We start from the raw sequence: 19,423 nt of genomic DNA, 5'->3' as shown, positions 1-19,423 counted from the left end.
CGCCGTTGGACGGGTGCTCGCACACCCTACCGATTCCGGGATGTTCCTCACAGACCCATCGCGGAGAGAGCGGCGCGGGCCGCGTCCCGGGCGGCGGCTCCCGGGGCGTCCGGGCCGGCGACGTCGGTGAGCAGCCGTACGTCCTTGGCGAGCAGTCCGCCCGCGTGGGCGGCGATACGGTCCAGGGTGCCGCCCGCGTCGACGACGCGCTCCAGCGCGAAGCTGGCGGAGCTGCCGCGCGGGAGGATCCGGCCTAGGCCGTCCCGGTCCAGGCCGAGGCGGTCGCCGAGCGCGAGGGTGTCGGCGGCCAAGCCCAACTGGGCGGTGAAGAGGAGGTTGTTGAGGAGTTTGGCGAGTTGTCCGGAGCCGGTGGGGCCGAGGTGGACGACGGGGTCGCCGTAGGTCTCGAAGACGGGGCGGCAGCTGTCGTACGCCTTCTCCTCGCCGCCCACCATGACGAGCAGGGTGCCCTGCTCGGCGGCCCGGCCGCCGCCGCTGACGGGGGCGTCGAGGACGGTGACCTGTTGGGCGGCGGCCCGCTCGGCGAGGCGGCGGCAGGTGTCGGGGTGGACGGTGGAGTGCACGACGAGGCAGCCGCCGGGACGCAGCCCCGTGAGGACCTGCTCGGCCACGCCGAGCACGTCGCCGTCGTCGACCACACACAGGCACACCAGATCGGCTGCGGCGCCGAGCGCGGCGGGCGAGGCGGCGGTGCGGGCGGGGGTGCGCTCGAAGGGGGCGAGGGTCCCGGGGCGTCTGGCCCACAGCGTGGTCTCGAAGCCCGCCTCGACGATCCTGCGGGCCATGGGCGCTCCCTGGCTGCCCAGGCCGATGAAGCCGACGCGCATCCCTTCAGTCCTCCTGTGTCCGGGGCCGCCAGAACACGGCCAGCAGTCCGGCGGTGGCCACGACGCCCACCCCGGCGGTCAGCGCGGCGCCCGCCCAGCCGGTGACACCGGTGCCGGCCGCCTCGTCGAGCGCGTACCTCCCCGGCCCCCACGCGCTCAGCGCGAGCGTGAGGACGCCCAGGACGAGGACGTACTCGTAACCCTCCTTGAACACGAAGAAGCCGTTGCGGCGGTGCGCGAGCAGGCCCGCGACGAGCATCACGGACAGCACCGCCGCACAGGCCAGGGGTGTGAGGAAGCCCGCCAACAGCAGGGCGCCCGCGCCGAGTTCGGTGAGGACGCTCAGCCAGGCCTGCAGCCGGGGGCGGGTGAGGCCGAGGCCGGCGAACCAGCCCGCGGTGCCGGTGATGCCGCCGCCTCCGCGCCAGTGGTTCCAGCCGTGGGCCGCCATGACCGCGCCGAGGACGACCCGCACGGCCAGCAGGGCCGCGTCCGAGGCCTCACCCATGGCGGCCCTCCACCCCGGGCAAGGCCTGGACCCCCAGCGCGCACTCCTCGACGAAGGCGAGGACATGCAGATGGTAGGCGAGGGCGGTGCGTCCGACGCTGGTGTTGTGGCCCGCGCCCGCCTGTTCGTGCCGTACGACGCGGGGCGCGCCGGTGAACATCGAGGCGAGGTCGGCCAGCCCCTCGGGGCCGCTCAGCCAGACCTGCTCGTACTCGGCGATGGTCAGATGCACCGGCACCGGAACGCGTGCGGCGAGGCTCGCGAACTCCGCCTGCCAGTTCTCGCGGTGGCCCTCGTAGGCGGGCGAGGCCGCGCCGATGCCCCGGCCGCCGTGCACGTCCGGCGGGTAGGCGTGCGGCGGATACCACAGGACGCGACGCAGGTTGGGCCGGGTGCGGGACGGGTCGCGGCGCCATTCCTCCATCGCCCGCAGGGAGTTGGGGTGGTGCGTCCGGCCCATCCCGGCGAGCTCCACGCCCAGCAGGTCCGCGCCGCGCGGGTCGCTCGCCATGCGCACGGTGAGCTCGCAGCCCGCCGAGTGCGCCCACAGGAACACGCCGACCCCGCTCTCCCTGCCTTCCAGCAGCGCGTCGACGGCCGTGAACGCGAAGTCGGTGCGCTGTTCGGGGGTGCGCATCCGCTCCTCGTGTCCGGCCGAACTGCCGTAGCCGGGACGGTCGAGGGCGATCACGGTGAAGCCGGCGGCGACCGCGGTGCGCAGCAGGGAGAGCCGGGGGTGGCCGGGGTGGTCGAAGTAGGCGGAGGTGGTGGCGCCGCCGTGCAGGGCGACGATCACCGCCTGCGGGCGGGGTGCCGCGGCGACGAGCGCGGAGGCGGGCACGCCGTGCACGTCCACGACCTGTCGCCGTACGGCGGTGGTGAGTTCGGGTCCGAGTGAGGTCATCCGTCCGTCCTGAGCAGGAGTACGCCGCCGGGGGTGAGCCCGCCGCTGGAGACCACGGCCGTGCGCGCGCCCGCCACCTGGCGCGCGCCGCCCTCGCCGCGCAGCTGGACCACGGCCTCGTGCAGCAGGCCCATGCCGTGGGTACGGCCGTGGGAGAGCTGTCCGCCGTGCGGGTTGAGCGGGATCACCCCGTCGCGGGCGATGTTCTTGCCGCCGTCCAGGAAGTCGCGGGCCTCGCCGATACCGCAGAAGCCGAGCGCCTCCAGCCAGGACAGGCAGTTGAAGGTGAAGCCGTCGTAGAGCAGCGCCACGTCGACGTCGGCGGGGCGCAGGTCGGTGCGGGTCCACAAGTGGGCGGCCTGGCCGAGCACTTGGGGTTCGTGGGTGAGGGTGGCCTGGTCCCATTCCGGGCGTTCGACGATCTGGGTGCCGACGGCCTCGATCCTGATCGCGGGCTTCGGCCGGTCGGGTGCGGTCTCGGCGGCGGACACCACGACGGCGGTGGCGCCGTCGCAGGGGACGTCACAGTCGTAGAGGCCGAAGGGGGTGGTGATGGTGCGGGCGGACAGGTAGTCGTCCATGGTGAGCGGGTCGCGGTAGACGGCGTCCGGGTGGAGGGCGGCGCCCGCCCGCTGGTTGAGCGCGATCCAGCCGAGGGTCTCGCGGGTGCTGCCGTAGCGGTGCATGTGCCGCTGGGCGTTCATCGCCAGCATCATCGCGGGCGAGACCGCGCCGAAGGGCTTGAACCAGCCCTCGGGACCGGCCGGTTGGGGCATGCGGATGCGGCCCTGGCGGATCAGTTCGGCGTACGTCGCCTCCCACACCGTACGGAAGCACAGCACATGCCGCGCGAGTCCTGCGGCGACGGCGAGCAGCGCGGCGATGACGGAGCCGCCGGGACCGAAGGTCTCACCGGCGCCGTTGTGCCAGACGGGACGGATGCCGAGGGCGGACTCCAGGGCGGTGACCCCGCCTTCGGCGAAACCGCCGTAGGCGCCGCCGCCGGGGTAGGTGGAGAGGCCGTCGATGTCGTCGAGGGTGAGTCCGGCGTCGGCGACGGCCTTCTCGCAGGCCTCCACGGTGAGTTCGAGGGGCGGGACCATCAGCCGCCGGCCGAGGCGGGAGGCGCCGGCGCCGCTGATGACGGCCCGCTCCTCGAACCTGCGGGGGCTCACCGGCGGGCGGACGCACGCGCCGACGCGCTCGGGGGGCGGGTCGTCCGGGGGCAGCTCGGCCGGGGGCGGCTGGTCGGGGGCCGGGCGGAACAGGGGCAGCCAGGTCTCCCCCGCCCGTTCGAAGACGGCCTCCATGCGCAGGCCGATCCACAGGTCCTCCGGTGCGCAGTCGACCACGTTCGTGGTCAGGCGCACCCGGGGGTCCTCCTCGACGGCGACCTGGGCGAGGACGAACGGGGTGGGCAGGCCCGGGAAGGGGAAGCGGTGGTTGACGGTGAAGCCGATGAGCGTGGCGCGGCCGGAGACCTCGCGGATCGCGAGGTCGTGGGATCGGCACTGTCGGCACACCGGCTGCGGCGGGTGGACGAGGGCCTCGCAGGCGGTGCAGGCCTGGAAGCGCAGCCGCCCGTCGCGGCCGGAGGTCCAGAAGAACTCGGTCTCCTGGGACACGACCGGCTGCGGACGGGCGGTGTGCTCGGCTTGCGGGCTCAACGGACCTTCGCCTCCGCCTTGCGCACGGTGACCGGCTCCGCCAACCCCTGTTCGTCACAGACCCGTTGGAGGGTCACCAGGGTCTCCTCCAGGCCCGGACCGAGCCGGGGGCCGGGGGTGAAGGTGGCGGGGAGGTGCCGCATGCCCTGGATGACGCCGATGGTCTCGTAGTGCACGGCGCCCTCGGGATCGCACACGAAGTCCGGTGCGCGATCGAGGACTTGGAGCAGCATCCGCTTGAACACCGTACGGGCCACGTTGGAGCCGATGCAGCGGTGGATGCCGAGGCCGAAGGCGGTGTGGCGGTTGCCGGGGCGGGCGAGGTCGACGTGGTCGGGGTCGGGGAAGACGGCCGGGTCGCGGTTGGCCATCGCCCAGGACAGCCACAGCCGGTCGCCCTCCCGGAACTCCTTGCCGGCGATCTCGCAGTCCTCCGCGACGGTACGGCCGTCGCCGGGCGCCGGGGTGAAGTAGCGCAGGAACTCCTCGGTCGCCGAGTCGAGCAGGGTCGCCCGCTCCCGGCTCAACCGGTCCCGTTCGCCCGGGTGTTGGGAGAGCCATTCCAGGGCGTGGGCGGTGAGCGCGGTGGTGGTGTCGAAGCCGCCGCCGATGAGGAGGGCGAGCGCGCCGACGAGATCGCCGTCGGACGGGGCCTCCCCGTCGATCTCCATCCGGGCCAGGGCGTCGGCGAGACCGGGGCGCGGGTTCGCCCGCACCTCGTGAAGGGTGGCGCCGATGTCCTTGATCATGGCCATGTGCGCCTCGATCACCCGTGCCATGTCCGGGGAGTGGGGCGGGGTGTAGACACCGGCGTGGGCGGGCTCGTTGTACAGCTCCCACTTCTTCAGCGGGATGCCCATCATGGCGAGGGTGAAGACGGCGGGGACGATGTTGGCGAGGTCGTCGACGAAGTCGATCCGGCCGGACTCGATCCGCTCGTCGAGGCAGGCTCGGGCCACCTCGTCGATGAAGGGGATCCAGCGGGCGATCGCCGCCGGGGACAGATAGGGGTTCAGGGCATTGCGGTAGGCGCGCTGCTCGGGCGGGTCCATCTCCAGGAAGCCGCCCCGGATACCGCGGCCGCGCGCCGGGGCCGGGATGTTGATGCCCTGGTAGCCGCGGCGTTCGCCGTGCACGTCGTGGTCGTTGGAGAGCTTCTCCTGGGCGCGGGCGAAGGCGAGCAGTTCGCGGTTGCCCGCGGCCACCCAGTGCCCGCCGTAGGTGTCGGACCAGGCGAGCGGGCAGCCCTCGTGGAAGGAGCGGGTCTCCTCCTCGAACCGGTCGCGGTACTCGTGGGCGTGCCGGTCGAAGTGGACGCGGGGGTGTTTGCGGGTCTCGTCGTCATCGGTCATCTGATTCCTCCGTGGATACTCCGCCCTTCAGGGCGGAGAGGAAACGGACTCCTGCGGAGCGGGTCAAGGGGCTGCGATGCGCCGCCAGGGCGGATCGCAGTGCTCTGACCGGCAGTTTTAATCTTTACGCACTGGCTCGCTAGTTTGTGAGCGTGACCGAGACGTGCGTGAAGCGGGCGTTCAAGTACCGCTTCTATCCGACCGATGCGCAGGCGGCCGAGCTGTCGCGCACGTTCGGGTGCGTGCGGAAGGTCTACAACCTGGCGCTCGCGGCCCGTACCGAGGCGTGGGCGCGGCAGGAGCGGGTCAACTACAACCAGACCTCGGCCATGCTGACGGCCTGGAAGAAGACTGAGGAACTGGCGTTCCTCAATGAGGTGTCGTCGGTGCCGTTGCAGCAGACGCTGCGGCACTTGCAGAGTGCGTTCACCGGTTTCTTCGCCAGGCGAGCCAAGTACCCGCGCTTCAAGTCCCGGAAGAAGTCGCGGAAGTCCGCCCAGTACACCACCAGCGGTTTCCGCTTTTGTGACGGGAAGCTGACTCTGGCGAAGATGGCGGAGCCCCTGGCCATCGTGTGGTCGCGTTCTCTGCCCGAGGGGGCGGAGCCGTCCACCGTGACGGTGTCGCAGGACAGCGCCGGGCGCTGGTTCGTCTCTCTGCTGTGCGAAGACCCGTCCGTCAAGCCACTGACCGCCACGGACGCGGCGGTCGGCGTCGATGTCGGCCTGGACCACCTGCTGACCCTCTCCACCGGAGAGAAGATCGCCAACCCCCGCCACGAACGCCGCGACCGCGTCCGGCTCGCCAAGGCCCAGCGGGAACTGTCCCGCAAGGCCAAGGGAGACGGCACCAACCGGCGCAAGGCCCGGCGCAAGGTCGCGAAGATCTACGCGAGGATCGCCGACCGCCGCCGGGACGGGCTGCACAAGCTGACCACTCGACTCGTTCGTGAAAACCAAACGATCGTGATCGAGGACCTGACCGTACGCAACATGGTCAAGAACCGGAGCCTGGCCCGTGCCATCGGCGACGCGGCGTGGTCGGAGTTCCGGGGCCTTCTGGAGTACAAGGCCGCCTGGTATGGGCGGGAAGTGATCGCGGTGGACCGCTTCTTCCCCTCCTCCAAACTGTGCTCCGTCTGCGGCGCCCTGGCTGACAGGATGCCGCTGAACGTCCGCACCTGGACGTGCGACTGCGGCACGACCCATGACCGGGACGTGAACGCGGCGCAGAACCTTCTGGCCGCCGGGCTGGCGGTGACAGTCTGTGGAGCCGGTGTAAGACCTCAACGGAGAACTCCGGGCGGGCAGTCGGCGACGAAGCAGAAAACCCCACGGCGCGAGCCGTAGGAATCCCCCTCGGTTCACGAGGGGGAGGAAGTCAACCGAAGGCCTCTTCGCCGACGACCGTCGTCCGGTGCAGCAGCCGCTCGGAGTTCTCGTCGTACGGCAGCGCCCGGTGCAGGATCCCGGTGTTGTCCCAGACGACGAGGTCGCCGACGGTCCAGTCGTGCGTGTAGCGGAACCGGTCCTGGGTGCTGAAGTCCAGCAGCTCGTCCAGCAGGGCGCGGCCGTCCTCGGGGTCCATGCCCACGACATGGTCGGCGGTGGTGCCCGTGACCAGGGAGCGCCGGCCGTCGCGGCGCCGCCAGACGAGGGACATCTCGTGGGTGGGCTGGGAGCGCCAGGCCGCGAGCTCCTCCTCGGTCGGGTCCGGGTTCACCAGCCGCTGCGAGGCCTCGAAGCTGTGCACCACGCGCAGGTTCTCGTACCGCTCACGGTCCTTCTCCGGCAGGTTCTCGTACGCGGCGTAGGTGTTGGCGAACTGCGTTCCGCCGCCGACGGTCGCGACATGACGGGCCGTCAGCGTGGTGGCCTTGACGGGCACGTCGTCGGTGGTGCCGTCGAGGTGCCAGTAGAAGGCGCCCTTCAGGTACTTGGCGGTGCGGCTGACCGCGGGGTCGAGCGAGATCGGGAAGATCTCCCGGCCCCTGAGCGAGACCACCTCTCCGAGCCGCCGGCTGAACGCCAGCTGCTGCTCGTCGTCGAGGTGCAGCCCGCGGACCAGCAGGACTCCCCGCCATTTCAGGGCCTCGGCGGCGCGTTCGACGAAGGCGTCGTCGAGGGGATCGGACACGCCCGTGAACTCCACCCCGAGCGACGGGCTCAAGGCCTTCGAATCGATCATGGAAACACCCCTTCCATTCGCGAGAACCATATTCTCATCATGGTCGTGACGGGAAGTGGAGAGCATTAGATTCTCTTGTCCGGATCCTTGATTCGCTCAAATGGAGAATGTAGTTTCCGGACATCCGGGGTCTGACCATCGGGGGCCGACCGAACTAGGAGGCGGGATGCGGTTCAAGGACAAGGTGGCGATCGTCACCGGGGCCGGACAGGGCATCGGCGAGGGGTACGCGAAGGCGCTGGCCGCCGAGGGCGCGAGGGTCGTCGTCGCCGAACTGAACGAGGAGCAGGGGCAGCGGGTCGCCAAGGAGATCGGCGACGCCCTCTTCGTGAAGGTCGACGTCGCCGACCCGGCCTCGGCGCAGGCCCTCGCAGACACCGTCGTCGCCGAACTCGGGCGCATCGACCACCTGGTCAACAACGCCGCGATCTTCCACGGCATGCGCCGCGAGGGCATCGTCACCGTCGACTACGACTACCTCGACCGCTTCCTCAGGGTGAACCTGCTGGGCGCACTGCATGTGACCCGCGCCGTCCTGCCGCACCTGAAGGAGGGCGCGGCGATCGTCAACCAGTCGTCCACCGCCGCCTACCAGCCCACCGGGTTCTACGGGCTGGCCAAGGCCGGCATCAACCACCTCACCGTCTCCCTCGCCGCCGAGCTCGGCGGGCGCGGCATCCGCGTCAACGCGATCGCCCCCGGGCCGACGGACACCGAGGCCACCCGCAGCATCGTCCCCGAGGAACACCGGGGCGCGATGGTGCAGAACCTCGCCCTCAAGCGCATGGGCACCCCCGCCGACCAGGCGGGCGCGGTGCTCTTCCTGCTCTCCGACGACGCGAGCTGGCTCACCGGGCAGATCGTCGCGGTGGACGGCGGACAGGTGGTGCGGCTGTGAGCTCCCTCCTCGTGAAGTCGCAGCTGATCGACGGCAAGCTGGTCGCGGCGGAGACCACCTTCGCCTCCCACAACCCCGCGACCGGCGAACTGCTCGGCCACGCCCCCGACGCCACCACCGCGGACGTGCTGACCGCCGTCGCCGCCGCCCGCCGCGCCTTCGACACCACGAGCTGGTCCACGGACCGGGAGCTGCGGCTGCGCTGCCTGCGCCAGTTGGAGCGGGCCCTCGACGAACACCGCGAGGAACTCCGCGAGTTGACCATCGCCGAGGTGGGCGCTCCGCGCCAGCTCACCCACGGCCCCCAGCTCGACGAGCCGATCGGCCTGGTCAGGTACTACGCCGACCTGCTGGAGAAGTACGAGTTCAGCGAGGACCTCGGGGAGATCGAGTCGCGCGGCCAGCGCCACCACCGCTGGGTGGAGAAGGAGGCCGCCGGGGTCGTCGCGGCGATCCTGCCGTACAACTACCCCAACCAGCTCGCCCTCGCCAAGCTCGCCCCCGCGCTCGCGGCCGGCTGCACGGTCGTCCTCAAGGGCGCCCCGCAGAACCCGCTCATCACCCTCGCCCTCGGTGAACTCATCGCCGAACACACCGACATACCGCCGGGGGTCGTGGGCGTGCTCAGCTCCTCGCGCGCCGAGGTCGGCGAACTCCTCACCACCCACCCGGACGTGGACGCGGTCACCTTCACCGGTTCGACCCCCGTCGGCCGCAGGATCATGGCCGCCGCCGCGGACACCGTGAAGCGGGTCTTCCTCGAACTCGGCGGCAAGTCCGCGATGATCGTCTTCGAGGACGCGGACTTCGCGAAGTCGGCCATGTTCGCCGCGTTCACCATCTGCTCCCACTCCGGGCAGGGCTGCGCGCTCACCTCCCGCCTCCTCGTCCCGCGCGCCCACCACGACGAGATCGTGGCCCTCGTCGCCGCCGGCCTCGACCGCGTCAAGGTCGGCGACCCCACCGACCCCAGGACCTCCATGGGCCCGCTCATCAGCGAGCAGCAGCGCGACAAGGTCGACGGCATGGTGCGGCGGGCGGTCGCCGACGGCGCGACCCTCGTGCGCGGCGGCCACGCGATCGACCCCGGCTGGTTCTACGAGCCCACCCTCCTCGCGCACGTCGACCCCGACAGCGAGATCGCCCAGGAGGAGGTCTTCGGACCGGTCCTCGCGGTGATCCCCTTCGACGACGAGGAGGACGCCGTCCGCATCGCCAACCACTCCAGGTTCGGCCTGTCCGGCGCCGTCCACAGCGCCGACGAGGACCGCGCCCTGCGCGTCGCCCGCCGTATCCGCACCGGCACCTTCTCCATCAACGGCGGCAACTACTTCGCCCCCGACGTGCCGTTCGGCGGCTACAAGCAGTCCGGCGTCGGCCGGGAGAGCGGACGGGCGGGCTTCGAGGAGTTCCTGGAGGAGAAGTCGTTCGCCCGGGTCGTCGTACCGCAGGACCCGGCATGAGGCCCCTCGAAGGGATCCGCGTGCTGGAGGTCGCGATGTACGGCTTCGTGCCGTCCGCCGGGGCCGTGCTCGCCGACTGGGGCGCCGACGTCGTCAAGGTCGAGCACGCCGTCACCGGCGACCCGCAGCGCGGACTGCGCCAGACCGGCACCTTCAAGGTGGAGGGCGACCCCAACCCGAACGTCGCCCACGCCAACCGGGGCAAGCGCTCCCTCGGCCTCGACATGGCGACCGAGGACGGCCGCGAGGTGCTGTACGAGCTGGTCAGAGGCGCCGACGTGTTCCTCACCAGCTTCATGCCCGCCTCCCGCGCCCGGCTCGGCATCGACGTCGACGACATCCGCGCGGTCAACCCGCGGATCGTCTACGCCCGCGGCAGCGCCCTCGGCCCGCGCGGACCGGAGTCCGACAAGGGCGGCTACGACATGACCGCCTTCTGGTCCCGCGCCGGCACCGCCCGCTCCATCACCCCGCCCGGCACGGAGGGCCTGATCAGCCCGCCCGGACCGGCCTACGGCGACACCGTCTCCGGCACCAACCTCGCGGGCGGCGTCGCGGCCGCCCTGCTGCGCCGCGAGCGCACCGGCGAGGCCCCGGTCGTCGACGTGTCCCTGCTCGGCAGCGGGCTGTGGGCGCTCGGCCACTCCATCGGGCTCTCCCTCCACCTCGACCGCGCCTGGGAGGGCGTCACCCCGAGCGCCCACGGCTCGCCGGCCAACCCCCTCTCCGGCCTCTACCGCACCGCCGACGACCGCTGGATCTCCTTCGTGATGCTCCAGCCCGCGAGGTTCTGGGCGAACGTCTGCCACTGCCTCGGCCGCCCGGACCTCGCCGACGACCCCCGGTTCGCCACCGCCGGGTCCATCGCCGCGCACACCCACGACGCGGTGAAGATCCTCCGCGAGGTGATCGCCACCCGCACCCTCGCCGAGTGGTCAAAGGACCTCGCCGCCCTGGACGGCCCCTGGGCCCCGGTCCAGGACACCCTCCAGGCCGCCGCCGACGCGCAGGTGCGCGCCAACGGCTACATCGGACAGGCCGGCGAGCTCGAACTCGTCGCCAGCCCCGTCCAGTTCGACGTCGAGGACACCCGCCTCGGCCCCGCTCCCGAGTTCGCCGCGCAGACGGAGGAGATCCTCTCCGAGCTCGGCTACGACTGGGACCGCATCCTCGCCCTCAAGGCGAGCGGCGCGGTCACCTGAAACCCGCTGATCCTCCGATCCGGCTGTTCCTCCGATCCCGCAGTTCCCCTCCCCCGGACGACGGCGTCCGGGCTCCCCGAGGAGGCACCTTGCGCAGGCTGCTCATCGGCTCGGTCACCGTGCTCGCGGTGCTGCTGGCCGGCTGCTCCACCAGATCCGACGACGACTCGAACTCCGACACCGCGCAGAAGGCGACGCCCGCCGCCGGGGCGTCCGCGGCCTCGGCCGACTTCGGCACGCTGAAGAACGTCTGCGGTCCCGGCACCGCGAAGTCCTCGTCCGTCCAGGGCGTCACCGACAAGAGCGTCCAGGTCGGCGTCATGTCGGACGTCGGCTACACCAAGAACTCCGAATTCCCGGACGCCGCCAAGGTGTTCACCTCCTGGTGCAACGACGCGGGCGGCATCAACGGCCGCAAGATCGTCGCCGTCACCCGCGACAGCAAGCTCATGCAGGTCCGCCAAGCCGTCCTGGACGCCTGCAAGTCCGACTTCGCCCTGGTCGGCGGCGGCTCCGCGCTGGACGCCCTCGGCGTGCAGGACCGTCTGAAGTGCCTGCTGCCCGCGTTCCCCGCCCAGTCCAGCCAGATCGGCGCCATCGGCTCCGACCTCCAGGTCCTCTCCGGCGGCGCCGCCCCCGGCTACTTCCAGTACGCCGGCTACTACACCTGGCTGCTGAAGGACAAGTACCCCGACTCCGCGCGGAAGGTCGGCATCATCTCCGGCGACGCCCCCGTCACCAAGGTGATGTCCGGCCAGTTCAAGGAGGCCATCGCCGGCCTCGGCGGCAAGGTGTCCTACAGTGACCGCTACCCCGCGGCCGGCGTCTCCGACTGGACGCCGTACGCCCAGTCCCTCAAGAACAAGGGCGTCAAGGGCCTGGTCTTCCTGGGGGACTTCGCGAGCCTCGCCAAGCTGGAGCAGGCGCTCACCAACATCGGCTACACCCCCGACTGGATCGACGCCAACAGCAACGCGTACGGCCCCGCCTTCCGCCAACTCGCGGGCACGGCCCTGGCGAAGCAGCACAACTACGCCGAACTCTTCGCCACCGCAACGCTGGAGAGCGCCGCCGACAACCCGGCCACCCAGCAGGTGATCGACCTGTTCAAGAAGTACGCGCCGGACAAGCAGGTCACCTACCCGGTGCTGCGCGCCTTCTCCGCGTGGCTGCTGTTCGCCACCGCCGCGAAGGACTGCGCCGAACTCACCCGCACGTGCGTGTACGACAACGCGGTCAAGCAGACCGCGTGGACCGGCGGCGGCCTCCAGGCCCCGACCGATCTGAGCAGGTCGGACCTCCCCTCGAAGTGCTACACGATCGTCGAGGCGACCGCGAAGGGCTGGCAGCTCGCCGACTTCGAGCCGACCACCGGCGTCTACCGCTGCGACGCCCCCACCTACAAGTACAAGGCCGACTACGGCAAGCCGGCCACCCTCGCGGACGTCGGCAAGTCCCTGGCCGACGTCACCTGAAAGGGAGGTGAGCCACCGTGAAGGTACGCGTCGACCCCGAGCGCTGCCAGGGCCACACCCTGTGCTTCATGCGCGCCCCGGAGGTCTTCGAGCTGAGCGAGATCGACGGGCACTCCACACCGGTCACCGACGAGGTGCCCGAGGACCAGGAGGGAGCGGTTGTCGAGGCCGTCCGCTCCTGCCCCGAGCGAGCCATCGGCGTGTTCTGAGAGGAGGCACCCCAATTGACCGCCCCCGACATCCCCGATATCCCTGACACCCCCGACACCCCCGACATCGCCGACGCCGCCAACGCCGCCAACGCGGCCAGGCCGGTCAGGACGGCGGTCGTCACCGGCGGCGCCTCCGGGATCGGCCGGGCCATCGCGCGGCGTCTGGCCGCCGACGGTCTGAAGGTCGCCGTCCTCGACCTCGTCCCGGCCGAGGAGGGCCACGGCCTCACGGTCGACGTCACCGACCGGGACCAGGTCGACAAGGCCATGGACGCCGTACGCGAACGCCTCGGACCGATCTCGGTGCTGGTGAACGCGGCCGGCAAGGACGGCTTCACCCGCTTCGGCGAGCTGTCCTTCGCCGACTGGCAGCGGGTCGTCGACATCAACCTCAACGGTGTCTTCCACTGTGTGCAGTCGGCACTGCCGGACATGTGGGAGGGCCACTGGGGCCGGATCGTCAACATCTCCTCCAGCAGCGCCCACTCCGGCCAGCCCTTCATGGCGCACTACGTCGCCGCCAAGTCCGCGGTGAACGGCCTGACCAAGTCCCTGGCCCTGGAGCTCGGCCCGCGCGGCATCACCGTCAACGCGATCCCGCCCGGCTTCGTCGACACCCCGATGCTGCGCACCGCCGAGCGCAAGCAGCAGCTGGGCGGCTCCGTCGAGGACCACATCGCCCGCACCCCCGTACGCCGGGTCGGCCGACCGGAGGACATCGCGGCGGCCTGCTCCTTCCTGGTGAGCGAGGAGGCCGGCTACATCACCGGCCAGATCCTCGGGGTGAACGGGGGCCGCAACACATGACGAGGCTGCCGCCGGTTCCGTACGAGGACTGGGACGCCGAGGCCCTGAAGCCACTGACGGGCGGGCGGAAGGTGCCGCCGTCCAACGCCCTGGGCCTGCTGGTCCGCCATCCACGGCTCGCGAAGGCGTTCCTCACCTTCAACACCCATCTGCTGCTGCGCAACTCGCTGCCACCGAAGACCCGGGAGCTGGTGATCCTGCGGGTGGCGTGGCGGCGCAGGTGCGCGTACGAGTGGGCGCACCATGTACTGATGGGCCGTCAGACAGGGGTGACGGAGGAGGAGTTGACCGAGGTACGGACGGGCAGTCCGACTCTGGTCAACCGTGCCGTCGACGAACTGGACGCCACCTCCACCCTCTCCGACCCCGTCTACGAGGAGCTGGCCGGGGAACTCGACGAGCACCAGCTCATGGACCTCGTCTTCACGGTCGGCGCGTACGGGGCCCTGGCGATGGCGTTCAACACCTTCGGCCTGGAACTCGACGAGGGCCTTGCGGACGGCGGCTTCGACGAGACCTGAGGACGTACGACTTGTTCGCCCGGCCGACTCGGGCCCTCAGCGTGCGAACTTTTCGATGGCCGCCGGGGTGACGGGGGTGAAGAAGTTGACGAGGTTGCCGTCGGGGTCGCGGAACAGCAGCGACCGGTTGCCCCAGGGCATCGTGGTGGGCCCGGCGACGAAGTCGATGACGAAGCCGGTCAGGTTCTGGTGAACGCGGTCCACGTCGTCGACGAGGAACTCGGTGATCACGCTGTGGTTGTCCGCCGGGCGGGCGGAGCCCGGGGCGAACAGCGGGACGGTGCGGGTGCCGGCGATCGCGAGGGTGGCGCCCGCGGTCCTGAGTTCGGCGAAGTCCTCGGTGGCCCACGTCGCCCGCGCCCCTGTGGCCCGCTCGTAGAACTCGACGAGGCGCGCGACGTCGCTGGTGATGATGCGGACCGAGACGAAGTCCATGGGAATCTCCTTGGCTGTGCTGGAGGCGTGCACGTCGCAGGCTAGGAGAAATAGTGGTCAGAATCGGTCCTGTATTGGCGTTAGGCTGAGGACATGCCCCGACCGACCGCCCGTGTGCTGACACTCCTGGAGCTGCTGCAGTCGGGCGGCACCCGGACGGTGGCCGAACTCGCCGACCGGCTCGGCGTCGAGGGGCGCACCGTGCGCCGGTACGTGGACCAGCTGATCGACCTGGACGTGCCCGTGGAATCGGTGCGCGGCCGCTACGGCGGGTACCGGCTCGCCCCCGGGTACCGCCTGCCTCCGCTCATGCTCAGCGACGACGAGGCGCTGGCCGTGCTGCTCGGCCTGGTCGCCGGCCGCCGAACAGGGCTGACGACGACGGAGCGCACGGCGAGCGAGACGGCATCGGCGAAGATCCGGCGGGTGCTGCCCCAGCACATCGCCCGTCGGCTCGACACACTCCTGGAAGCTCTCGCCTTCACGGATCAGCCCGGTGAGTTCGACACCCCGGACGCCGAGGTCCTGCTCACCATCGCCGATGCGGTGCGCCATCGCCGACCGGTCTCGATCCGCTACACCGACCGTGACGGACGGCGCAGTGAACGCACGCTGCACGCGTACGGGGTCGTCGCCCATGCGGGCCGGTGGTACGTCACGGGCCAGGACGCGCGGATCGGCGAGGACCGAACCTTCCGGCTCGATCGCATCGCGGACGCGCGGACCCTGCCCGGCTCGTTCGAAGAGCCCGTGGGTCCCGGTCCGGCACAGCGCCTGTTGTCAGCCTTCGCCACGGCCGAGTACCGGCACGAGGTGACCTTGCGGATCCACGGCACCGTTGAGCAGATCCGCGTCCACCTTCCCGCCGGCGTCGCGAGCCTGGCGGAGGACGCGCCCGTGGCAGGCGAGGACCGGGCGACCGAGCGCTGGCTGCGCGTCGAGCTGCGGGCGGAGCGGCTCGACTGGTTGCCTCCGGTACTCGCCGCACTCGACCGGCCGTTCGTCATCGAGCGGCCCGATGAACTGCGCGACCTCGTCACCGCGCTCGCCGATCGCCTCACGTCCTACGCCCGCCAAGCCTGACAACGAGGAACCGTGAGCTCATGAGCCCCCTCTGACGTGCTGCTTCATCTCCTCCAGCCGGGTCAGGATCGGGAAGCCGTCCACGCTGAGGGCGTTGCCGTGACCGGTCTGGTGGATGTCGAAGACGGACTGGAGGGCGGCGTAGAAGCCCTGGACGTCGAGGGTCTGGTTGACGGCGCGCTTGGCCTGGCGCAGGCCGAAGGGGGGCATACGGGCGATGCGGTGGGCCAGTTCCCGGACGGACGCGTCGAGGTCCTCCAGGGGGACCACCTTGTTGACCATGCCCACCTGTTCCGCCTCGTGGGCGGTCAGTGGCCGGCCGGTGAAGAGGATCTCCTTGGCCTTGCGCGGGCCCAGCTCCCAGGTGTGGCCGTGGTACTCGACGCCGCCGATGCCCATGTGCACCACCGGGTCGGAGAACTCGGCGTTCTGCGCGGCGACGATCAGATCGCAGGGCCAGCACAGCATCAGCCCGGCGGCGATGCACTTGCCCTGCACGGCGGCGATGGTGGGCTTGGGCAGGTTGCGCCACTTCAGGGAGTACTCCAGATAGCGGCGCGTCTCGGCGTCGTAGATCCACTCCAGGGTGATCTCGCCGGGGCCCGGCCAGCGGTCCTTCAGATCGTGGCCGGCGGAGAAGTGCCGGCCGTTGGCGCGCAGGACGACGACCCGTACGTCCTCGTCGCGGGCGGCTCGGGTGAAGGCGGCGTCGAGATCGTCGAGGAGCGCCATGGTCTGGGCGTTGGCGACCTCGGGGCGGTTCAGGGAGATGGTCGCGATGCCGTCCTCGGCGTCGTACAGGATCTGGTCCATGCCGCTCCTTGGAAATGGTCAGCGGGGCAGGCCGAGGATGCGCTCGGCGATGATGTTGCGCTGGATCTCGCTGGTGCCGCCCGCGATGGTGCCGGCGAAACTGCGCGCGTAGCGCTCGAACCAGCTGGAGACGAAGTCCTCGTTGTTCATGTGGTGGTGCGGGCCGGTGAGCACGGGGTGCGGCAGCGCGTCGGCGCCCGCCGCCTCCAGGGCGTACAGGGAGGCGCTCTGGACGGCCTCGGAGCCCAGCAGCTTCAGCACCGAGATCTCGGCGGGGTCGCGGTCCCGGCCGAGCCGGCGGTGGCCGAGGAGGCGCAGGGCCTGGAGGTCCATCTGGAGGGTGGCGTACCACTCCTGGTCGCCACCGGTACCGGCGGCGTCGCGCACCAGGTCCGCGAGGCGTTCGGCGTACGACAGCCAGAGCAGGGTGCGTTCATGGCCGAGGGAGCCGTTGGCGACCCGCCAGCCCTCGTTCAGGGGGCCGACGAGGTTCTCGCGGGGCACCCGGACGCCGGTGAGGAACACCTCGTTGAAGTCGAGGTCGTCCTCGGCGGCGATCGAGCCGAAGGGGCGGCGGACGACACCCTCGGTGTCGGTGGGGATCAGCAGGGCGCTGATCCCCTTGTGCCTGGGCGCGTCGGGGTCGGTGCGCACGAAGGTGAGCAGGACGTCGGCGTCGTGGGCGCCGGAGGTCCAGATCTTCTGCCCGTCGACGACGAAGACATCGCCCTGGAGCACCGCCCGGGTGCGCAGCGAGGCCAGGTCGGAGCCCGCCTCGGGTTCGCTCATGCCGAGCGCGGCGGTGAGCTCGGCGCGCAGGATCGGCACCGCCCAGCGGGCCTTCTGCTCCTCGCTGCCGAAGGTGAGCAGGGAGGCGGCGATGATGCCCAGGCCCTGAGGGTTGAAGCTGTGGTAGATCCGCCGGTCGGCCAACTCCTCCAGATGGGCGAGCTGTTGGGGCAGGGTGGCATGGCGGCCGCCGTACTCGGGCGGCTGGCCGGGGAGCAGCCAGCCGTGGTCGAACAGGGTGCGCTGCCAGCGGCGGGCCCAGTCGGGGACATGGGCGCTGGACCGTGAGCGCTCCCGGGCCTCTCCCTCTGCGGGCAGCTGTGCGTCGAGGAACGCGGCGAACTCGGCGCGGAACCGGGTGACCTGGGGATCGTCGGCCAGTTTCATCATGTGAGCAACGCCTTCCGGTGGGCTGACGCGGTGCCGAGGAGCAGATCGCAGGCCTGGGCCCGCTTCAGAGCGAACTGCAGCTCGTTCTCCCAGGTGAAGCCCATCGCGCCGAAGAGCTGCAGTCCGTGGCGGAAGACCAGGCGCTGGCACTCCCCCGCCGCCGCCTTGGCCATGTGCGCGGCACGGGTGCTGCGGGGGTCGTCCTCGGCGATCGTCAGGGCGGCGAAGTGGGTGAGGGCACGGGCGCGTTCGATCGCCACATGCAGGTCGGCGGCCTTGTGCTTGACGGCCTGGAAGGAGCCGATCGGCCGCCCGAACTGCACCCGCTGCTTCACATGGACGAGGACCAGGTCGAGGACCCGGCGGCAGGCGCCGACCGCGGTGGCGGCGAGTCCGGTGAGCGCCAGGTCGGGCACGCCCGCCACCAGGGCGCCGGAAGCCACCACGGCGCCGGACTCCACCCGCGCCACATGGAGGTTCGGGTCGAGGACCGGGATCCGCTCGGCGGCCAGCTCGGTGCCGCGTACGACGGTGACGCCGTCCGGGGTGAGCAGGGCGACCTCGTCGGCACGGTCGGCGTCGAGGACGTACCGCCCGAGGCCGTCGAAGACGGCGGTGCCGCTGCCCTCGGGGAGCCGTCCGGTCAGCGGGGCGAACCAGGTGGCGGTGGCCAGGAAGGGGGTGGGATCGGCGGCGTACCCCAACTCCTCCAGGATGAGTGACAGTTCCAGCGGGGGCGCCTCCAGCCAGCCGAGGCGCAGATAGGTCTCCCACTGCTCCCGCTCGGGCCTGCCGCGCACCTTGGCGACCGTCTCCCGCGCCGTGCGCCGCAGCAGCCGCTGCTCGTCGTCGAGTTCGAACTCCACGCCCAGCCTCCCTCCGTACGCGCCGTGCGAGAATAACATTCTCACTATCGGGAAGTAAGAGTCTTGTTTCTGAGACAGCGCAATTCGGTAGGGGGAGTGCCCTCTCTTTTCACATGAGTGGAGTACCGTTCTTCCATGAGTGCCGTCCCCGCAGATCCGGTCGAGACACCCGAGCCCGCCTGGCGGCAGCGTGCCGTCGAGCGCTCCACGCGCGCCGCGAAGCTGCGCGCGGAGCAACGCGTCCAGCGCTTCCTGGACGCCGCGCAGGAGCTGATCGCCGACAAGGGCACCACCGACTTCACCGTGCAGGAGGTCGTGGAGCGTTCCCGCCAGTCGCTGCGCAGCTTCTACCAGCACTTCGACGGCAAGCACGAGTTGCTGCTCGCGCTCTTCGAGGACGCCCTGTCCCGGTCCGCCGCGCAGATCCGGGAGTCCTCGGCGGCCGGACGTGACCCGCTGGAGAAGCTGAGGATCGCGGTCGACCTGCTCTACCACTCCTCCGAGCCGCGCGCCGGTGCGCAGTCCCCGCTGTTCACCGACTTCGCCATCCAGCTCCTGGTCAGCCACCCCGACCAGGTGGCCAGTGCCCATCTGCCGCTGCTCGGCTTCTTCACCGAGCTGGTGGAGGACGCCGTGGCGGCGGGCCAGGCCGTCTCCCCCAAGCCGCGCCGCACCGCCTCCCTGATCATGCAGACGGCGATGTTCACCGCCCGGGCGCCCTCGGCACCGGTCGGCGCGCATCCGTCGCCGATCTCGGCCGAGGAGGTGTGGGCGTTCTGCCTGGGCGGGATCACGGGCGGGGCGGTCACGGACACCCCCGCCGCGGAGGAGGAGCCCGAGAGCGAGCCCGAGGCGACCGCGGCAGCTCCCGAGCCCGCCGCGAAGGCTCCCGCCAAGAAGGCGGCCGGTCCCCGCCGGACGACGGCCCGCACCACGGCCCCCAAGTCGCCCGCCGCCAAGTCCTCGGCCAGGGCGTCCCGCAGCAAGGCCTGACCCCACCGAC

General features: G+C 71.2%; 20 protein-coding genes. 10 read left to right on the top strand and 10 right to left on the bottom strand.

What is annotated here, in order from left to right; all coding sequences use genetic code 11:
* Positions 1-47: 47 nt before the first annotated feature.
* The 5 genes from ACLZN2_RS20495 to ACLZN2_RS20475 are packed head-to-tail and all read right to left on the bottom strand — an operon-like array spanning position 48 to position 5,279.
* Positions 48-848 carry an NAD(P)-dependent oxidoreductase gene (locus ACLZN2_RS20495; RefSeq protein WP_416980057.1) on the bottom strand — a complete coding sequence of 267 codons (801 nt, stop codon included), beginning with the start codon at positions 846-848 and terminating at the stop codon, positions 48-50.
* A gap of 4 nt (positions 849-852) precedes the next feature.
* Complete coding sequence (locus ACLZN2_RS20490; protein WP_416980055.1) at positions 853-1,356, bottom strand: DoxX family protein; 504 nt, start codon at positions 1,354-1,356, stop codon at positions 853-855.
* Positions 1,349-2,260 carry an alpha/beta hydrolase gene (locus ACLZN2_RS20485; RefSeq protein WP_416980053.1) on the bottom strand — a complete coding sequence of 304 codons (912 nt, stop codon included), beginning with the start codon at positions 2,258-2,260 and terminating at the stop codon, positions 1,349-1,351. The genes ACLZN2_RS20490 and ACLZN2_RS20485 overlap by 8 nt, the downstream gene beginning before the upstream one ends.
* Complete coding sequence (locus ACLZN2_RS20480) at positions 2,257-3,927, bottom strand: thiolase C-terminal domain-containing protein (RefSeq protein ID WP_416980051.1); 1,671 nt, start codon at positions 3,925-3,927, stop codon at positions 2,257-2,259. Before ACLZN2_RS20480 ends, ACLZN2_RS20485 begins: the two co-directional genes overlap by 4 nt.
* On the bottom strand, positions 3,924-5,279 hold the full coding sequence (locus ACLZN2_RS20475; protein ID WP_416980049.1) for a cytochrome P450: 1,356 nt from the start codon (positions 5,277-5,279) through the stop codon (positions 3,924-3,926). Before ACLZN2_RS20475 ends, ACLZN2_RS20480 begins: the two co-directional genes overlap by 4 nt.
* Before the next feature lie 146 nt (positions 5,280-5,425).
* Between ACLZN2_RS20475 and ACLZN2_RS20470 the strand changes: the two genes are divergently transcribed.
* Positions 5,426-6,628 (top strand): RNA-guided endonuclease InsQ/TnpB family protein, encoded by a 1,203-nt coding sequence (locus ACLZN2_RS20470; RefSeq protein WP_416980047.1) that lies wholly within the window; start codon positions 5,426-5,428, stop codon positions 6,626-6,628.
* Positions 6,629-6,659: 31 nt separating this feature from the next.
* On the opposite strand, the gene ACLZN2_RS20465 is transcribed toward ACLZN2_RS20470, so the two are convergent.
* A complete protein-coding gene (locus tag ACLZN2_RS20465) occupies positions 6,660-7,466 on the bottom strand; it encodes a TauD/TfdA dioxygenase family protein (protein ID WP_416980045.1) in 807 nt (268 codons plus the stop codon).
* A gap of 166 nt (positions 7,467-7,632) precedes the next feature.
* Between ACLZN2_RS20465 and ACLZN2_RS20460 the strand changes: the two genes are divergently transcribed.
* From ACLZN2_RS20460 to ACLZN2_RS20430, 7 genes are all read left to right on the top strand, one after another.
* The gene (locus tag ACLZN2_RS20460) at positions 7,633-8,364 is read left to right on the top strand and encodes an SDR family oxidoreductase (RefSeq protein ID WP_416980043.1); all 732 of its coding nucleotides are present in this window, start codon (positions 7,633-7,635) and stop codon (positions 8,362-8,364) included.
* Positions 8,361-9,827, top strand: a complete 1,467-nt coding sequence (locus ACLZN2_RS20455) for an aldehyde dehydrogenase family protein (protein WP_416980041.1) — start codon at positions 8,361-8,363, stop codon at positions 9,825-9,827. The genes ACLZN2_RS20460 and ACLZN2_RS20455 overlap by 4 nt, the downstream gene beginning before the upstream one ends.
* Complete coding sequence (locus ACLZN2_RS20450; protein ID WP_416980039.1) at positions 9,824-11,029, top strand: CaiB/BaiF CoA transferase family protein; 1,206 nt, start codon at positions 9,824-9,826, stop codon at positions 11,027-11,029. The genes ACLZN2_RS20455 and ACLZN2_RS20450 overlap by 4 nt, the downstream gene beginning before the upstream one ends.
* An 89-nt stretch (positions 11,030-11,118) precedes the next feature.
* Positions 11,119-12,504, top strand: a complete 1,386-nt coding sequence (locus ACLZN2_RS20445) for an ABC transporter substrate-binding protein (protein ID WP_416980037.1) — start codon at positions 11,119-11,121, stop codon at positions 12,502-12,504.
* A gap of 17 nt (positions 12,505-12,521) precedes the next feature.
* Complete coding sequence (locus ACLZN2_RS20440; protein ID WP_359279387.1) at positions 12,522-12,713, top strand: ferredoxin; 192 nt, start codon at positions 12,522-12,524, stop codon at positions 12,711-12,713.
* A 15-nt stretch (positions 12,714-12,728) separates the two neighbouring features.
* Positions 12,729-13,523 carry an SDR family NAD(P)-dependent oxidoreductase gene (locus ACLZN2_RS20435; protein ID WP_416980034.1) on the top strand — a complete coding sequence of 265 codons (795 nt, stop codon included), beginning with the start codon at positions 12,729-12,731 and terminating at the stop codon, positions 13,521-13,523.
* Positions 13,520-14,044, top strand: a complete 525-nt coding sequence (locus tag ACLZN2_RS20430) for a carboxymuconolactone decarboxylase family protein (RefSeq protein ID WP_416980032.1) — start codon at positions 13,520-13,522, stop codon at positions 14,042-14,044. Before ACLZN2_RS20435 ends, ACLZN2_RS20430 begins: the two co-directional genes overlap by 4 nt.
* A 36-nt stretch (positions 14,045-14,080) precedes the next feature.
* Here ACLZN2_RS20430 and ACLZN2_RS20425 read toward each other — a convergent pair whose 3' ends face one another.
* Positions 14,081-14,479: a VOC family protein gene (locus tag ACLZN2_RS20425; RefSeq protein ID WP_416980030.1), complete on the bottom strand. Its 399-nt coding sequence runs from the start codon at positions 14,477-14,479 to the stop codon at positions 14,081-14,083.
* A gap of 93 nt (positions 14,480-14,572) precedes the next feature.
* Between ACLZN2_RS20425 and ACLZN2_RS20420 the strand changes: the two genes are divergently transcribed.
* Positions 14,573-15,562: a helix-turn-helix transcriptional regulator gene (locus ACLZN2_RS20420; protein WP_416980028.1), complete on the top strand. Its 990-nt coding sequence runs from the start codon at positions 14,573-14,575 to the stop codon at positions 15,560-15,562.
* Positions 15,563-15,580: 18 nt separating this feature from the next.
* Here the strand turns inward: ACLZN2_RS20420 and ACLZN2_RS20415 are convergent, their stop codons facing one another.
* From ACLZN2_RS20415 to ACLZN2_RS20405, 3 genes are read right to left on the bottom strand one after another with little or no spacing between them, the layout of a single operon-like run.
* Complete coding sequence (locus ACLZN2_RS20415; RefSeq protein WP_416980026.1) at positions 15,581-16,375, bottom strand: enoyl-CoA hydratase; 795 nt, start codon at positions 16,373-16,375, stop codon at positions 15,581-15,583.
* 18 nt (positions 16,376-16,393) lie between these two features.
* Entirely contained in the window at positions 16,394-17,554 is a 1,161-nt protein-coding gene (locus ACLZN2_RS20410; protein ID WP_416980025.1) for an acyl-CoA dehydrogenase family protein, read from the bottom strand.
* A complete protein-coding gene (locus tag ACLZN2_RS20405) occupies positions 17,551-18,420 on the bottom strand; it encodes an acyl-CoA dehydrogenase family protein (RefSeq protein WP_416980023.1) in 870 nt (289 codons plus the stop codon). The genes ACLZN2_RS20410 and ACLZN2_RS20405 overlap by 4 nt, the downstream gene beginning before the upstream one ends.
* Positions 18,421-18,555: 135 nt before the next feature.
* Between ACLZN2_RS20405 and ACLZN2_RS20400 the strand changes: the two genes are divergently transcribed.
* On the top strand, positions 18,556-19,413 hold the full coding sequence (locus tag ACLZN2_RS20400) for a TetR/AcrR family transcriptional regulator (protein ID WP_416980021.1): 858 nt from the start codon (positions 18,556-18,558) through the stop codon (positions 19,411-19,413).
* Positions 19,414-19,423 lie beyond the last annotated feature (10 nt).

The sequence above is a fragment of the Streptomyces sp. T028 genome (assembly GCF_048159505.1).
Taxonomy (GTDB): domain Bacteria; phylum Actinomycetota; class Actinomycetes; order Streptomycetales; family Streptomycetaceae; genus Streptomyces.
The sequence above is the reverse complement of the archived record's forward strand: the minus strand, read 5'-3'. Positions and strand labels throughout refer to the sequence as shown.

Excerpts from the sequence above, each read along its gene's own strand:
- ACLZN2_RS20495 (WP_416980057.1), bottom strand. The coding sequence starts at position 848 with ATGCGCGTCGGCTTCATCGGCCTGGGCAGCCAGGGAGCGCCCATGGCC.
- ACLZN2_RS20490 (WP_416980055.1), bottom strand. The coding sequence starts at position 1,356 with ATGGGTGAGGCCTCGGACGCGGCCCTGCTGGCCGTGCGGGTCGTCCTC.
- ACLZN2_RS20485 (WP_416980053.1), bottom strand. The coding sequence starts at position 2,260 with ATGACCTCACTCGGACCCGAACTCACCACCGCCGTACGGCGACAGGTC.
- ACLZN2_RS20475 (WP_416980049.1), bottom strand. The coding sequence starts at position 5,279 with ATGACCGATGACGACGAGACCCGCAAACACCCCCGCGTCCACTTCGAC.
- ACLZN2_RS20465 (WP_416980045.1), bottom strand. The coding sequence starts at position 7,466 with ATGATCGATTCGAAGGCCTTGAGCCCGTCGCTCGGGGTGGAGTTCACG.
- ACLZN2_RS20460 (WP_416980043.1), top strand. The coding sequence starts at position 7,633 with ATGCGGTTCAAGGACAAGGTGGCGATCGTCACCGGGGCCGGACAGGGC.
- ACLZN2_RS20450 (WP_416980039.1), top strand. The coding sequence starts at position 9,824 with ATGAGGCCCCTCGAAGGGATCCGCGTGCTGGAGGTCGCGATGTACGGC.
- ACLZN2_RS20430 (WP_416980032.1), top strand. The coding sequence starts at position 13,520 with ATGACGAGGCTGCCGCCGGTTCCGTACGAGGACTGGGACGCCGAGGCC.
- ACLZN2_RS20425 (WP_416980030.1), bottom strand. The coding sequence starts at position 14,479 with ATGGACTTCGTCTCGGTCCGCATCATCACCAGCGACGTCGCGCGCCTC.
- ACLZN2_RS20420 (WP_416980028.1), top strand. The coding sequence starts at position 14,573 with ATGCCCCGACCGACCGCCCGTGTGCTGACACTCCTGGAGCTGCTGCAG.
- ACLZN2_RS20415 (WP_416980026.1), bottom strand. The coding sequence starts at position 16,375 with ATGGACCAGATCCTGTACGACGCCGAGGACGGCATCGCGACCATCTCC.
- ACLZN2_RS20410 (WP_416980025.1), bottom strand. The coding sequence starts at position 17,554 with ATGATGAAACTGGCCGACGATCCCCAGGTCACCCGGTTCCGCGCCGAG.
- ACLZN2_RS20400 (WP_416980021.1), top strand. The coding sequence starts at position 18,556 with ATGAGTGCCGTCCCCGCAGATCCGGTCGAGACACCCGAGCCCGCCTGG.